At 71.0% G+C, this 13,529-nt stretch carries 14 protein-coding genes; 12 read left to right on the forward strand and 2 right to left on the reverse strand.

Going from position 1 to position 13,529, the window contains the following annotated elements; translation table 11 throughout:
- The first annotated feature begins 72 nt into the window (after positions 1-72).
- The 9 genes from J4H92_RS07370 to J4H92_RS07410 all read left to right on the forward strand — a co-directional run bounded on the left by J4H92_RS07370 (position 73) and on the right by J4H92_RS07410 (position 7,865).
- On the forward strand, positions 73-483 hold the full coding sequence (locus tag J4H92_RS07370; protein WP_208097524.1) for a hypothetical protein: 411 nt from the start codon (positions 73-75) through the stop codon (positions 481-483).
- Positions 484-654: 171 nt separating this feature from the next.
- The gene (locus tag J4H92_RS07375; protein ID WP_208097525.1) at positions 655-1,716 is read left to right on the forward strand and encodes a pyridoxal-phosphate dependent enzyme; all 1,062 of its coding nucleotides are present in this window, start codon (positions 655-657) and stop codon (positions 1,714-1,716) included.
- Between the two features lie 291 nt (positions 1,717-2,007).
- Positions 2,008-3,333 (forward strand): NtaA/DmoA family FMN-dependent monooxygenase, encoded by a 1,326-nt coding sequence (locus J4H92_RS07380; RefSeq protein ID WP_208097526.1) that lies wholly within the window; start codon positions 2,008-2,010, stop codon positions 3,331-3,333.
- Between the two features lie 2 nt (positions 3,334-3,335).
- On the forward strand, positions 3,336-4,187 hold the full coding sequence (locus J4H92_RS07385) for an alpha/beta hydrolase (RefSeq protein ID WP_208097527.1): 852 nt from the start codon (positions 3,336-3,338) through the stop codon (positions 4,185-4,187).
- 44 nt (positions 4,188-4,231) lie between these two features.
- Positions 4,232-5,299 carry an ABC transporter substrate-binding protein gene (locus tag J4H92_RS07390; protein WP_208097528.1) on the forward strand — a complete coding sequence of 356 codons (1,068 nt, stop codon included), beginning with the start codon at positions 4,232-4,234 and terminating at the stop codon, positions 5,297-5,299.
- Positions 5,300-5,316: 17 nt separating this feature from the next.
- Positions 5,317-6,138 carry an ABC transporter permease gene (locus J4H92_RS07395; protein WP_208097529.1) on the forward strand — a complete coding sequence of 274 codons (822 nt, stop codon included), beginning with the start codon at positions 5,317-5,319 and terminating at the stop codon, positions 6,136-6,138.
- Positions 6,135-6,899, forward strand: coding sequence for an ABC transporter ATP-binding protein (locus J4H92_RS07400; protein ID WP_208097530.1), 765 nt, complete (start codon positions 6,135-6,137; stop codon positions 6,897-6,899). Before J4H92_RS07395 ends, J4H92_RS07400 begins: the two co-directional genes overlap by 4 nt.
- 196 nt (positions 6,900-7,095) lie before the next feature.
- Positions 7,096-7,386 carry a cupin domain-containing protein gene (locus J4H92_RS07405; protein WP_208097531.1) on the forward strand — a complete coding sequence of 97 codons (291 nt, stop codon included), beginning with the start codon at positions 7,096-7,098 and terminating at the stop codon, positions 7,384-7,386.
- Complete coding sequence (locus tag J4H92_RS07410) at positions 7,383-7,865, forward strand: GNAT family N-acetyltransferase (RefSeq protein WP_208097532.1); 483 nt, start codon at positions 7,383-7,385, stop codon at positions 7,863-7,865. Before J4H92_RS07405 ends, J4H92_RS07410 begins: the two co-directional genes overlap by 4 nt.
- Here J4H92_RS07410 and J4H92_RS07415 read toward each other — a convergent pair.
- Complete coding sequence (locus J4H92_RS07415) at positions 7,807-8,484, reverse strand: alpha/beta fold hydrolase (RefSeq protein WP_208097533.1); 678 nt, start codon at positions 8,482-8,484, stop codon at positions 7,807-7,809. The genes J4H92_RS07410 and J4H92_RS07415 overlap by 59 nt on opposite strands.
- Positions 8,485-8,762: 278 nt before the next feature.
- Here J4H92_RS07415 and J4H92_RS07420 point away from each other — a divergent pair, with 278 nt between their 5' ends.
- Entirely contained in the window at positions 8,763-9,863 is a 1,101-nt protein-coding gene (locus J4H92_RS07420; RefSeq protein ID WP_208097534.1) for a serine hydrolase domain-containing protein, read from the forward strand.
- A gap of 123 nt (positions 9,864-9,986) precedes the next feature.
- Here the strand turns inward: J4H92_RS07420 and J4H92_RS07425 are convergent, their stop codons facing one another.
- Positions 9,987-10,943, reverse strand: a complete 957-nt coding sequence (locus tag J4H92_RS07425) for an NADP-dependent oxidoreductase (RefSeq protein ID WP_208097535.1) — start codon at positions 10,941-10,943, stop codon at positions 9,987-9,989.
- A 258-nt stretch (positions 10,944-11,201) separates the two neighbouring features.
- Here J4H92_RS07425 and J4H92_RS07430 point away from each other — a divergent pair, with 258 nt between their 5' ends.
- Together J4H92_RS07430 and J4H92_RS07435 are read left to right on the forward strand one after the other, a co-directional pair.
- Entirely contained in the window at positions 11,202-12,179 is a 978-nt protein-coding gene (locus J4H92_RS07430; protein ID WP_208097536.1) for an intradiol ring-cleavage dioxygenase, read from the forward strand.
- A 73-nt stretch (positions 12,180-12,252) separates the two neighbouring features.
- A complete protein-coding gene (locus J4H92_RS07435) occupies positions 12,253-13,527 on the forward strand; it encodes a DUF3500 domain-containing protein (RefSeq protein WP_208097537.1) in 1,275 nt (424 codons plus the stop codon).
- Positions 13,528-13,529: the final 2 nt, after the last annotated feature.

The following is a 13,529-nucleotide window of genomic DNA, read 5'->3' on the forward strand; positions in this document are numbered from 1 at the left end:
GGCCGGGAGTATTGAGAGTGCAACATCCGGGCGCGGCCGACCGCCGTTCCCGACCAGACGAAGGAGAACGACATGGACAAGAAGAAGTGGATTCTGTATGGGACCACCGGCGTCTTCGGCCTGAGCCTGTTCGCGGGCGGCGCCGTCGTGGCGGCGAACGCCCTCGAACTGCGGACCACCGACGGCACCGTCGTGCCGGGCGGCGCGATCACCGACGACGGCCGGACCGTCGCGGTGAACGGGCCGGCGCAGGAGACCGCCGTCGACTCGTCGGTGACCGTCGTCAGCGTCCCCTCCGCGGCCTCGGTGCCCACGCCGGCCTCGGCCGCGTCCGCTCCGTCGGCGCAGACGCCCGTCTCGGTGCCGACCCCCGCCTCGCCCGCCTCCCCGGCCTCGGCCCCCTCGGCCCAATCGGCGCCGACCCCCGCCAGCCCGCCGAGTGCGGCCTCGCCCGCCTCGGCGGCCTCCGCCGGCTCCCTCTGAACGGTTCCGTGACCCCGCCGCGCCCTTGAGCGCGCCGGGGTCGCGCGTGTTACCGGTTGTTTCCGAGCCGCTTCGGCCTCGCTGCGACAGTCCGTACGCTGAGGGAACGAGAAGTGAGGCCGGCGCCGGGCGCCTGCGCCTCATCCGCGAGATCGGCGAAGGGAGGCCGCAGTGCCTGACGACACCGCAGCTCGGAACCCGTCCGAGTGGAGGCTCCCCTCCGGCTTCCGCGACCCAGCCGAATCCCCGGTCTTCGCCGACGTGCTCGAGAACGTCGGCGCCACCCCTCTGGTGCGCGTGAACCGCCTGGCCCCCGGGGCTCCGGGAGAGATCTGGGTGAAGCTCGACCAGTTCAACGTCGGGGGATCCTCGAAGGACCGGATCGGCCTGAACATCATCCGCTCGGCGATCGCCGCGGGCGAACTGAGACCGGGGCAGCGCATCGTCGACTTCGGAGCGGGCAACACCGCGATCGGATACGCGCTCGCCGGGCTGGCCACGGGACACCCGGTCACGATCGTGCACAACCCGGAACTGTCGCCGGAGAAGGCGAGCCTCCTCCGGCTCCTCGGTGCCGATCTCGTGCCCGGACGCCACGACGTGCCCCCGGACGACCCGCGGAACTGGGCCGCCATCGCCGAGCGCTACGAGCGCGAGGACCCGAGCAACTGGTGGGCGAGGCAGGTCTCGACGCCCGCGAATCCCGACGCCCACGTCGACTCGACCGGCCCCGAGGTGTGGCATCAGACCGGCGGTCGCGTCACCCACTGGATCGCGGCCGTGGCCACCGGGGGCACGGTCAGCGGCACCGGCAGGTATCTGAAGTCCAGGAAGCCGGAGGTGTCGGTGATCGCGACGGATTTCACCGAGAAGGTCGAGGTCACGAACCTGCTGCCGATCCTGGACCGGGCCGAGGGCTGGGAAGAGCTCGAACGCGATTTCCCCGAGAACCTCCAGCTCGACGTGCTCGATCGCTTCGAATCGCGGCGCAAGGCGGAGGTCATCGATTACGGCTGGCACGTCGCCCGCACCGAGGGGCTGGTGCTCGGGCCCTCGTCCGTGCTGAGCCTGCGCATCGCCGTGGATCTCGCCCATCGGGTGCCTCCGGGCTCGGTCATCGTCAGCTTCTCCGCCGACAGCGGCCGCGACTACACCAGCCGGGAATACAACGCCGACTGGCTGCGGGCGAACGGCTACGGCGAGATCGCCGACAAGTACGAACCCCGCCACTAGAGCGAGAGCGTGCTCGACCCGCACGCTTTCGTGCTCGATCTGGAGCATCGCTCGCCGTCGCGATGAGCGCCGTCGGCGCGTCCTCCGCCGAGTTCGCGCGCCCGGTTCCGCGCTCTCGCCCTCGTCCCCGGGGCTCGTTCTTGTCGCCGTGTGACGCTCGGTTTCCTCGCGTGAAGCACGGTTGCCCACTGTTACCGCGCGCCGGGAGCGCCGCCGTCTCCTGCGCCTAGCATGTTCCACGAGTCGCGCCGCGGCGCACCGCGATCACGGAGCAAGAGAGCAGGTCCTCCCATGTCAGAGCCCATCCACTTCGGCTGGTTCGTCGGCCAGGGCTTCGGCGTCCAGGGCTGGCGCAAGGACAGCTCGCGCTGGGGCTACCGCTGGTATCAGCCCGACATCTGGGAGCAGGCGGCCCGCGTGCTGGAGCAGGCCGGGTTCGACTTCCTGCTCCTCAAGGACGGTCCCGTCTTCACCGGCACCGAGGCCAGCAGGAGGATCGGATTGGCCAGCGCGGAGGCGGCCCCGCGGCACGAGCCCCTGCTGCTCGTCCCTCTGCTGCTGCGGGCGACCACGCACCTGGGCATCGTCCCGACCCTGAACAGCTCCCACTACGACCCCTACATCGCCGCACGTCAGATCGCCACGCTCGCCCACCTCGACACGCCTCGCGTGGGCCTGAACGTGGTCACGAGCGGAGGGCCGAACGCGCTCGAGAACTTCAGCCTGTTCGATGAGCAGCTCGACTCCCGGGGCACGTACGACCGCGCCACGGAGTGGATCACGATCGTCAAGCAGCTTTGGCAGAGCTGGGACCGCGACGCGGTGATCGAGGACGAGGCGGGCCGCGTCTACGCGCTCGCGGAGCGGACGCGCCGGATCGACTTCTCGGGCGAGTTCTTCGACGTCGCGGGGCCCGGAGTGTCGCTCCCGTTCCAGGACGACGGGCCGCTCATCGTGGCGCCGTCCAACTCACCGCGCGGCCTGCAGTTCGTCGGCGAGCACGGGGACGTGCAGTTCGGCTACGCGACGAAGCCCGAGCACATCGCCCGGATCCGATCCGGCATCGACGGAGCCTCCCGTCCGGACGGGCGCGATCCGCGCGAGGTGAAGGTGTTCACCGCCATCTCTCCCAAGGTCGTCGGATCCCGGGCCGAGAAGGAGGAATACCTCAGCTGGCGCCGGAGCGACGAGTCGCTGCTCCGCGAGCTCCCGCTGCTCTCGGTGATCCTGGACTACGACCTGACCACCCTCGACTTCGATGAGCCGTTGCCGCGCGAGCTGCACGAGCAGTGGACGTCGAACCCGGTCAGCGCGGGGGTGGTCGGAGCCTTCCTCAGCACCGTCGACGATCCGGAGACGGCGCCGTTCCGCGAACTCGCCGCGCGAAGCACGCACGGCCAGTCCGGGGACATCGTCGGCACCGCCGAGGAGATCGCCGACCACGTCGAAGAGCTCGTCGACACGACCGCGCTCGACGGCGTGCTCTTCGACTTCAACGTCGACCCGGAGAGCCTGTTCGGCACGCTGGTGCCGCTCGTGCCGGTGCTGCGCCGTCGCGGGCTGCTGCGCACCGAGTACGGATCCACCTCCCTGCGCGAGAATCTGAACGAGTTCTGATCATGAGCGGGATACGACACGTCTACGACGTGCAGCTCCCCGGGCGCGGGGGCGGATCGCTCGCAGTGGACCTGCACTTCACCGGCAGCGCGGACGAGCACCCGGTCCTGCTCTGGTTCCACGGCGGAGGATGGACCCGCGGCGGCCGTCGAGCCTCGGAGGAGAAGATCCTCTGGCCCTATGCGCGGGCCGGCCTGACGGTGGTCTCGGTCGGGTACCGGCTGTCGGGAGAGGCGAATCACCCCGCGCAGCTCGACGACGCGTTCGACGCGCTCGCGTGGCTGTCGGATCCAGAATCCGGCTATTCGTTCGACACCTCGAGGGTGTTCGTCGGCGGCGGCTCGGCGGGCGGTCACATCGCATCGCTCGTCGGCGTCAACCTCCGGCGCTACCGGCGGAGGCACGGGGACGCGCTCCCGCCGGTGCGCGGCGTGATCGTGATCTACCCGGTGGCGAACCCGCTCGAGTACGACGCGGCCAAGCTCGCAGCTGGCCCGCCCGCTCCGGGCACCTTCGCGGCCTGGAGTCTCGAATCGACCGGAGGGAGGCCCGCGCAGTTCGGGCAGGCCCTGCTCGGACCGGATCCGGTGCTCTCCCCTTCACCGTTCCTGGACTCGTATCGCGAGCTGGTCCCCACGGACGTTCCGCCCTATCTCATCCAGCACGGCTCGAACGACACCGACGTCCCGTTCAGCCAGTCGCTCCTGCTCTACGACACGCTCTCGAGCCAGGGCGTGCCGACCACGCTCGTCCTCCACAGCGACGCCGATCACGGCTCGCCCTGGTTCCATCGCGGTCTGGCGCTCGACGCGGTCTCGGCGTTCGTGCGGGAGCACTCCGCCCCGCCGTCGTAGACGGAGCGAACCCCTCGTCTCCACAACCCACTGAAAGGCATGTCATGAAGAAGAGATCCCTATTCGCCGCAGCCGTGGCCGCAACGGCCTCGGCGGTCCTGCTCGCCGGGTGCTCCAGCCCCGCGAGCGATCCTGCTCCGACGGACGGCTCCGGCAGCGTCGAGCTGACGAAGGACGTCACGCTCGTGGTCGGCACGAGCAACCAGGAGGGTGCGTTCTTCGAGGAGTCGGGGCTGTTCGAGGACGTCCCCTACACGATCGAGTGGTCCTACATCACCGACTGGGGCGCGATCTACTCCTCGATCGCGTCCGATGCGCTGAACGTCGGGTACTGGGGTCTCGACTCGAATGCGGTGAAGGCCGTGCAGAACGGCGTGGGCGCGAAGTTCGTGTCGCTGCTCGGCGCGCAGGACGAGGCCGCCGCCGAGTCCGGCACGCTGAACGTCTTCGTGCGCTCGGACGCCGGCATCGAGACGACGGCGGATCTCGCGGGCGCGAAGATCGCGACCGGATCGGCCGGCACCACCTTCGACAACATCCTCAACGGGGCGCTCCTCGACGGCGGGCTCTCGGAGGACGACGTCGAGGTGATCCGCTACCCGGATGCCGACCAGACCTCGCAGATCTCGGCGCTGCTGAACGGCGAGGTCGAGGCGTTCGCGGGGAACATCGCCAGCGAGCAGATCGTCGGCGCCCTCGAGGACGGGACCATCGAGGTGCTGTTCTGGGAGAACCAGTTCAGCCCGGTGAACCGCCTGGTCGTCTCCAACGAGCAGACGCTCTCCGACCCGGCGAAGGAGGCGGCGCTCGAGGACTTCGTGCAGCGCGTGGCCGAGACCGCCTACTGGAAGGCCGATCCGGCGAACGAGCAGACCTACGCCGAGATCCTCAACTCGGTGGGCAACCTGCCCGTGGACGTCGGGCAGAAGGTCTGGGGGTACACCCAGAACGCGACCCTCCCGCTCCAGCTCGATGCGACGACCGAGCAGAATCTCGCTCAGACCATCGCCGACTATCAGGCTGCGGGCTACATCGACGAACCGCTGCCGGTCGAGGAGATCCTCGACACCCGATTCGCCGATGCCGTAGCGGAAGTCATCGGCGCCCACTAACCGGAGCGACTCCCCGCATGTCCACCACCGAGATCTCGAAGCCGGTCCTTCCGCTCGCCGTCGAGAGCAGACCGAACCGGGTCCCCACCTGGGTGAAGCGCCTGGCGAGCCCGATCCTGCTCATCCTGGTCTGGGAGTTCGCCGTGCTGGGCGGGCTCCTCGACGGGAAGGTGATCGCCCCGCCGCATCAGATCCCGCTGACGATCGCGGAACTCTGGGAGGACGGTTCCTTCCAGGCCGCGCTCCTCACGTCGTCGTTCCGCGCGATCAGCGGGCTGCTGCTCGGCACGGTGCTCGGTGCGATCGCCGCGCTGATCGCCGGACTGTGGCGGTTCGGGCACCACACCGTGGATCCGATCGCCCGGCTGCTGCTCCCGATCCCGGCGACCGGGCTCATCACCCTGGCGATCCTCGTGTTCGGGATCGGGGAGTTCACGAAGATCAGTCTGGTCGCCTTCGCGACGTTCTTCCCGGTCTACACCAACACCCTCCACGGCATACGCAGCGTGGATCCGAAGTTCGTCGAGCTCGCAGCCGTCGCGGGCCTGCGCCGCAAGGGCCTCATCCTCACGGTGCTCATCCCGTCGGCTCTGCCGTCGTTCTTCGTCGGGCTGAGATTCTCGGCGTCGATCTCCTGGCTGCTGCTCGTCGTGGTCGAGCAGCTGAACTCCACGGCGGGACTCGGCTTCCTGCTGACCGAGGCGCAGCGCTATTTCAGGACGGACATCATCATGACGGCGCTGCTGTTCTACGGGATCCTGGGGCTGCTCTCGGACGCGCTCGTGGTGGGCATCTCGAAGCTGGTGCTGCCCTGGCGGAAGGAGTACGACGGATCATGAGCATCTCGGAAGCGACGCCGCCGCTCCTCGAAGCCGTGGAGGGGGACGAGCACGTGGTGGTCGTGGACCGTCTCGTCAAGTCCTTCGGGGACCACGAGGTGCTCCGGGGAGTCGACCTGACCATCGGGCGCGACGAGTTCGTGGCGCTGCTGGGCCGGAGCGGCGGCGGGAAGAGCACGCTGCTGCGGCTCCTCGAGGGACTCGACACCGACTACAGCGGCGGCATCCGCGTCCCGCCGCGCCGTTCCGTCGTCTTCCAGGAGCCGAGGCTCCTGCCGTGGCGGAGGGTCTGGCAGAACGTCGTCCTGGGCCTGGACGGGTCCCGACGGGCCCTGCGCGAGCAAGCGCTGCAGGTGCTCGCCGAGGTCGGGTTGGAGCGTCTGGCCGACAGCTGGCCGGCCACCCTCTCCGGAGGCGAGGCGCAGCGGGTCGGGCTCGCGCGGGCGCTCGTGCGCGAGCCCGACCTCCTGCTGCTCGACGAGCCGTTCGGCGCGCTCGACGCGCTGACCAAGATCCGCTCGCACGCACTGCTGCGCGAACTCGTCCGTGTGCATCGACCCGGCGTGTTCCTCATCACCCACGACGTCGACGAGGCGATCGCCCTCGCCGACCGGATCATCGTGCTCGAAGCCGGACGCTTCATCATCGACACCCCCGTGCCGCGGGCGGATGCCGACGACGGATCCCGAGCCCGGCTCGATGCCACGAGGCGCGAGATCCTCGCCGCGCTCGGGGTGGAGGACCCGCTTCGGGCCGGGTGATCGGTGCGGCGCCCCCCTGCGACGGGGCTCGCGCGCCCGGTCGCCGCCGTTCCGGCCCTGGCCAATCCTCCTCCTGATCGGTACCCTGAACTCACCGCTCCGTCGGCCCGGCCGGGCCGACGGAGTCGCGGGGCGAGTTCCCGCGGCACCGGGTGCGGGGCGAACACACGCGGGGACGATTCGAAGAGGAACACACATGGGCGCGGCGGCGATCGGCGAACTGCAGCTCGAGAACGAGCACTTCCGGGTCACCAGGTGGACCATCCCGCCCGGCGGCGCCATCCCTCTGCACCGTCACGACCGCGCCTACGTGGTCGTCCCGCTCGTGAGCGACACCATGCTCGTGATCGACTCGGACGGGCGCGAGTCCGTCGCGCGTCTCACCGAGGGCGAGAGCTACGCGCGGTCGGGCGGCTTCGCGCACGAGGTGAGGAACCCGCACTCGGATCGACCGATCGTCTTCGTCGAGGTGGAGCGGCTCTCATGAGCGCCACCGTCGTGCGCCCGATCGCCGAGACCGACCGCGACGCCTGGGCCGCCCTCTACCGGGGATACCGAGACTTCTACGGGAAGCCGCACGACCCCGCCGTGCTCGACACCGTGTGGGGGTGGCTCATGCACCCCTTGCACGAGACTCGGGCCGTGATGGCCGAGCGCGACGGCGCGCTGATCGGGCTCGCCCATTTCCGAAGTTTCGTGCGCCCGATCGACGGTGCGCACGGCCTCTACCTCGACGATCTCTTCATCGCGCCCGAAGCGCGCGGCAGCGGCGCCGCGACGGCCCTGCTCGGCCGGCTCTCCGAGATCGCCGGAGAGGAGGGGGCCTCCTTCGTACGCTGGATCACCGCCGAGGACAACGCCGTCGCGCGCAGCCTCTACGATCGCGTCGCCCGGCAGACGCCCTGGGTCACCTACGATCTGGCCCCCCTGGAGTCCAGCCGGCCGGCCCGCCGAGGAACCGGTTGAGCTCCGCCGAGAACGACTCGGGCGACTGCGTGTTCGACTGATGGCCCGCGCCCTCGAGGATCGCCAGCCTCGCGCCGGGGATCTCGGCGGCGAGTCTCCGCGAGGCGGGCAGGTTGGCGCGATCCCTCGACCCGCAGAGCACGAGCGTCGGGCAGGCGATCCGCGCCAGGTCGGGCCCGAAATCGACGTGCATCACGGCTCGCGCGGCCGAGAGGATCCTGCTCTTGTCCACCCCGCCGCTCGCGACCGCCCTCGCCGGGAGCACCCGGATGAGCGCGTTCTGCACGCGCAGGAGCGCGCGCGGCGGCCGCACCTGTCCGGCGGCGAGGACGAGGCCGCGCACCCGCTCCGGGAAGTCGACGGCGGCGCGGAGCGCGATCATCGCTCCGAGCGACAGGCCGCAGAGGACCGCCTCGCGCCATCCGCGCTCGTCCATCGCTTCGACCACGCGCCGCGCGGCGCGCTCGAGCGAGAACGCGCCCTCGCCCGCGGCGCCGAGCCCCGGCACGTCGATGGCGACGCCCTCCCACGCCGCGGGAAGGGTCGAGATCTGCTGCGCCCACGAAGCGGGGGAGTCCCCGAGCCCGTGGACGAAGATCACGCGCGACGTCTCGGCCATGGCTCCCAGGATAGCCGCCGGGTCACCCGCGGCGTCTCGTCTGCGCCGACGTCGAGGATCGCGCCGATCCGCGTGATCGCACTCAGAAGCCCCGAAGGGCAGGTGCCTTCCTGCAGATCGGTGCGATCGCGTCGAGCGCGGTGGTCTCTGGAAGATCGCCGGCGGATTCCCGGACCCTCCGAGTGTGTGCCCGTGTGACGCGCGCGGATGCGGCCGCCCGGCCAGGCGGTTAGGCTCGCTCGGACCCCTATCCGCCGATTCGCAGGGGAGCCCCGTCCATGGCCCCGAGCAGAGTTCCCGCCGACCTCTCGGCGGGCCTCGCGGATCCTGCCTCGCGAAGCGCCTCTCCCGGCTTCGCGGCCAGCCTGCTGATCGTGCGCGACGGCGAGCCGCTGAGAGAGGAGCGCGTGAACGCGTCGGAGCGCTCCCTCTTCTGCGCCTTCTCGGCAGGCAAGCCGATCACGGCCGTCGCCGTGCACCTGCTCGCCGAGCGGGGCGCGCTCTCGCTCGACGATCCGATCAGCCGGCACTGGCCCGGCTACGCGGTCCACGGGAAGCAGACGGTGACCATCCGGGACGTGCTGACCCACCGGTCGCCGGCGCCCAACTCCACCGGCTCGGTGCTGGGCGACCTGCGCATCGTCGCCGACTGGGGCGCCTCCGTAGGGGCCGCGGAGCGCGCACGACCCCTCGCTCGGAGGTGGACCGCCGAGCGCCCCTGGTATCACGCGCTGAGCTTCGGCTTCCTCCTGGGCGAGGTGGTGGAGCGGGTCGCCGGGGAGCCGCTCACCTCGTTCGTCTCGCGGGAGCTGTTCGCCCCGCTCGGCATGCGCGATTCGTTCCTCCGCCTGCCGCGGGAGCGCGCGGATGACGCCGTCGAGCTGATCTCGCGAGGCCCCCTCGAACGGATCCGCCGAAACGTGTTCAACCGGACGGAGGTCCGCGCGGCACTGGCTCCCGCCGCCTCGCTGCACACGACCGCCCGCGACCTCGCCCGCTTCTACGCCATGCTGCTCCGCGGAGGCCGCAACGCCGAGGGCGAGCGGGTGCTCCGTCCCGAGACCGTGCTCGCGACGAGGGCGCTCGCCCACGACCGCCGCTTCGACCGCGGGATGCTCTACCGGGCGCGCTGGGGCACGGGGTTCGAACTCGGCTTCCCCGGGCGGGGCCTCGCCTTCGGCGACCGCACCAGCACCGCGGCGTTCGGGCACAACGGGTCGAACATCTGCCTGGCCTGGGCCGACCCCGGGGAGGATCTCGTGTTCGTCTACCTCTCGAATCTCGCCGAGAAGCGCCTCCGCGCGCGGAGGTACCTGAGCGGCCTCAGCGACGCGGCGCGGGATCTCACCTCGGGCGCCGCTCGGACCGCCCCCGGCTGAACTCCTGCGCGAGCGGGACTCCCAATGACGAGGGGGACCGCTTGTACCCGTCGAACGCGGTCCCGCTCGTAGAACGCGGTCCCGCTCGCGGCGCGGGCGCACGGGACCGCGCGGGAGAAGGGGTCAGGAGCGCAGCGCCGCGCGCTGCTCCTCGCTCAACGGGGCGGCCTCGAAGCGCAGCAGGACCTTGCCCGCGGGATGCTCCTCCTTGAGGAAGCGATAGGACTCGCGCACCTCGTCGACGGCGAACACCCGCTCGACCGGCGCGATCACGTGCGCGTAGGCGATGGCCTGGGCGAGCCAGTCGAGATCCTCCTGACGGGCGTGCGCGGTGCCGTCGGCGTGCACGCCGAGCTCCGCCGCCCGCGGGCCCGCGCCGATCGCGTTGATGCGGTCCGCCGGCACGCCCAGTCCGAGCAGCAACTCGATCTCGCTCGCGTCCTGCGTCGAGTAGGCGGCCTGGATGCCGTCGGGAGCGAGCGAGCGCAGGCGATCCGCGAGTCCGTCGCCGTACGCGACCGGCTCGACGCCGAGGCTGCGCAGCAGGCCGTGGTTGGCCTCGCTGGCGCTGCCGATGACGCGCGCGCCGAGATTCACGGCGAGCTGCGCGGCGATGACGCCCACTCCGCCCGACGCCCCGGAGACGTAGACCGTCTCTCCCTCGGCCGGCGAGATGGCGCGGATCCCCGCGATCGCGGTGCGGCCGGTGATGAACAGGCCTCCCGCGGTGTCGAGGCCGAGTCCCTTCGGCACCCGGTGCAGCGACTGCGCGGGATCATCGAGGACGAGGTGCTCCGCCTGGGCGCCCGCCCCGTGGCCGCCGAAGACCAGCTCGCCGGGCTTCCAGCCCTCCACGCCCTCGCCGACCTGGTCGATCACCCCGGAGAAGTCGGTGCCGTTGCCAGCGGTGCCCTGGACCGGCCCGAAGGCGCCGCCGAGGATCTTCCAGTCGACGGGGTTCAGCCCCGCGTAGCGCACGTGCACGCGGACCTGGCCCGCAGCCGCGTCGGGAGCCTCCCGGTCCGCGACGCTCAGGCGATCGAGGTCGCCGTTCTCGGTGTACTGGACGATCGTGCTCATGGGGTGCTCCTTCTCGATGCCGGCCGCTCCGATGATCCGCGCGGATCCGGGCCGCTACCGGGGGCAACGCCGGGTGCCGGGCCGTTGTTCCGCCTCGGTGCGCGCATCGTCACAATTCGCAACGCGGTCTTCGGGGCTCGGGCTCGGCGTCCAGGAAGCTTCCAGTCGGGACATCGTCTTCGCATAGCACGATCCTGGAGACTCGTCAGCGAAGGCAGGAGCGGCGAGTCCCTCCGCCGCGGAACGAAGGAGCAGAGCATGGCAGAGCGGATCCCGGAACCCGACCAGACCCCCGACGGCCCGGCCTACGAGGGACGGCTGCTCGACCGCCCCGAGGAAGAGGTCGTCGACCAGGGCGTCGGCTTCGACCTGCGCACCCTCATGAGCCGGCGCGTGCTGATCGGCGCCTTCGGCATCGGCGTCGGCGCGCTGAGCCTCGCGGCGTGCACGTCGACCGCGGGCGGGGGCGGCACGGCGTCGACCACGACCACGACCCCTTCCACGGGAGACCTGCCCGCGGGCGAGATCCCCGACGAGACGGCCGGGCCCTATCCCGGCGACGGCTCGAACGGGCCGGACGTGCTCGAGCAGTCGGGCATCGTCCGCAGCGACATCCGCTCGAGCATCGGCTCCGACGATCCCGTCGACGGGGTGCCGCTCGAGTTCACGCTCCGGATCACCGACATGGCGAACGGCGACGCCCCCTTCGAAGGAGTCGCGGTGTACGCCTGGCACTGCGACGCACAGGGCCGGTACTCCATGTACTCGGAGGGCGTCGAGAACGAGACCTGGCTCCGCGGCGTGCAGGTGGCCGATGCGGACGGGCAGGTGACCTTCACCTCGGTGATGCCGGGCTGCTACACCGGGCGCTGGACGCACATCCACTTCGAGGTCTATCCCGATGTCGACGCGATCACCGACAGCGCCAATGCGATCGCGACGTCGCAGCTCGCGTTCCCGGAGACGGTGCTGAACGACGTCTATCAGCTGCCCGCCTACGACGGCTCGGCGCAGAACCTGTCGCAGATCACGCTCGAGAGCGACAACGTCTTCGGCGAGGACGGCGGCGCCCTGCAGATGGCGACCGTCACCGGGAGCGTCGACGCGGGGTACGCGGCCGCCCTGGTCGCGCGCGTCGACACCGGGACGCAGCCCACGGGCGGAAGCGCCCCGGGCGGCGGATCCGGCGGAGGCGGAGGGGCCCCGGGTGGGCCGGGCGAGGCGCCCGGCGGCTGACCCGGGCCGAGGCGCCCGGGCCGAGAAACGGGCGAACACGGAACATCGAACAGGAACGAAGGAGCAGCAGATCATGATGGGACGAAGCAGTGCGCGGGGGAATGATTCCGCGGAGCGCGACGGGCGAGGCCGCACGGCACCCCGATGGATCGCGGCGGCGGTGCTCGCAGCCGGCCTCGCGGTGACGGGCTGCAGCGCGGTCGCGGGCGCGGAGACGGGGTCGGGCGAGACCTCGTCGACGAGTGCGGTCGTCGCGGCGGACAGCCTCTCCGGATCCTCGACGAGCGAGACCATCGCCGCCGCGGCCGAGGCGGCGCAGGCCTTCCTGGCGACGCTCTCCGACGAGCAGCGGGAGGCGGTGCTGTACGACTACGACGACGAGACCAAGAGCACCTCGTGGTCGAACTTCCCGGTCACCTTCGTCGAGCGCGCGGGGATCAACCTCGCCGACCTGGACGACGAGCAGCGGGAGGCCGCGATGCGCGTGCTCGAGGCCCTGCTGAACGACGAGGCCTACGCGACGGTCACCGGCATCATGGGCGGCGACGAGTACCTGCACGAGGAGAGCAGCAGCACCGAGGAATCGCTCGGCCAGTACTACCTCGCACTCTTCGGCGACCCCTCCGACGCCTCCTCCTGGGCGCTGCAGTTCGGCGGCCATCACCTGGGCCTCAACGCCGACCTGAACGGGGCCGACGACGAGATCACCTTCGCGCCCACCCACCTCGGCATCCAGCCCGCGGTCTACACCGATGACGAGGGCGACGAGGTGCAGCCCTTCGGCACCATCTACGAGACGGCCTTCGCCTTCTTCGACAGTCTCTCCGAGGCGCAGCGGAGCGAGCTGTACCAGGGCGAGACGGTGGCGAGCATGGTCTGCGCCCCCGGCTCCACCTGCGACTACCCCACCGGCACCGGGCTCTCCGCGGCGGATCTCACCGACGAGCAGCGCGAGCTCCTGCTCGACGTGATCGCGAACTGGGTCGGCCTCGCCGACGAGGAGACCACGGAGGCCGCGCTCGCCGAGATCGAGGCGACCCTCGACGAGACCACCGTCAACTGGTCCGGAGCGACCGAGTACGACATGTCGCAGGGCGACGGCATCTACTTCCAGATCTCGGGTCCGGACGTGTACATCGAGTTCGCGGCCCAGCAGGGATCGGCGGGCGCGGACGTCGACGGGGTGAACACCTCCGGGTGGGGTCACGTGCACACGATCTACCGGGATCCGGGCAACGACTACGCGGGCAGCGTCGAGCAGCAGGCGGGATCCGGCATGGGCGGCGGGCCCGGCGGCGCCGGGGACGGCAGCGCACCGCCCTCGGGCGGGCCCGGCGACGATTCCTGATC

It is taken from the genome of Leucobacter weissii, from assembly GCF_017565745.1.
Classification (GTDB): domain Bacteria; phylum Actinomycetota; class Actinomycetes; order Actinomycetales; family Microbacteriaceae; genus Leucobacter; species Leucobacter weissii.

What these genes read in the sequence shown, in the direction of transcription:
- J4H92_RS07370 (WP_208097524.1), top strand. Translation starts at nt 73, where the DNA reads ATGGACAAGAAGAAGTGGATTCTGTATGGGACCACCGGCGTCTTCGGC.
- J4H92_RS07380 (WP_208097526.1), top strand. Translation starts at nt 2,008, where the DNA reads ATGTCAGAGCCCATCCACTTCGGCTGGTTCGTCGGCCAGGGCTTCGGC.
- J4H92_RS07385 (WP_208097527.1), top strand. Translation starts at nt 3,336, where the DNA reads ATGAGCGGGATACGACACGTCTACGACGTGCAGCTCCCCGGGCGCGGG.
- J4H92_RS07390 (WP_208097528.1), top strand. Translation starts at nt 4,232, where the DNA reads ATGAAGAAGAGATCCCTATTCGCCGCAGCCGTGGCCGCAACGGCCTCG.
- J4H92_RS07395 (WP_208097529.1), top strand. Translation starts at nt 5,317, where the DNA reads ATGTCCACCACCGAGATCTCGAAGCCGGTCCTTCCGCTCGCCGTCGAG.
- J4H92_RS07400 (WP_208097530.1), top strand. Translation starts at nt 6,135, where the DNA reads ATGAGCATCTCGGAAGCGACGCCGCCGCTCCTCGAAGCCGTGGAGGGG.
- J4H92_RS07405 (WP_208097531.1), top strand. Translation starts at nt 7,096, where the DNA reads ATGGGCGCGGCGGCGATCGGCGAACTGCAGCTCGAGAACGAGCACTTC.
- J4H92_RS07410 (WP_208097532.1), top strand. Translation starts at nt 7,383, where the DNA reads ATGAGCGCCACCGTCGTGCGCCCGATCGCCGAGACCGACCGCGACGCC.
- J4H92_RS07415 (WP_208097533.1), bottom strand. Translation starts at nt 8,484, where the DNA reads ATGGCCGAGACGTCGCGCGTGATCTTCGTCCACGGGCTCGGGGACTCC.
- J4H92_RS07420 (WP_208097534.1), top strand. Translation starts at nt 8,763, where the DNA reads ATGGCCCCGAGCAGAGTTCCCGCCGACCTCTCGGCGGGCCTCGCGGAT.
- J4H92_RS07425 (WP_208097535.1), bottom strand. Translation starts at nt 10,943, where the DNA reads ATGAGCACGATCGTCCAGTACACCGAGAACGGCGACCTCGATCGCCTG.
- J4H92_RS07430 (WP_208097536.1), top strand. Translation starts at nt 11,202, where the DNA reads ATGGCAGAGCGGATCCCGGAACCCGACCAGACCCCCGACGGCCCGGCC.
- J4H92_RS07435 (WP_208097537.1), top strand. Translation starts at nt 12,253, where the DNA reads ATGATGGGACGAAGCAGTGCGCGGGGGAATGATTCCGCGGAGCGCGAC.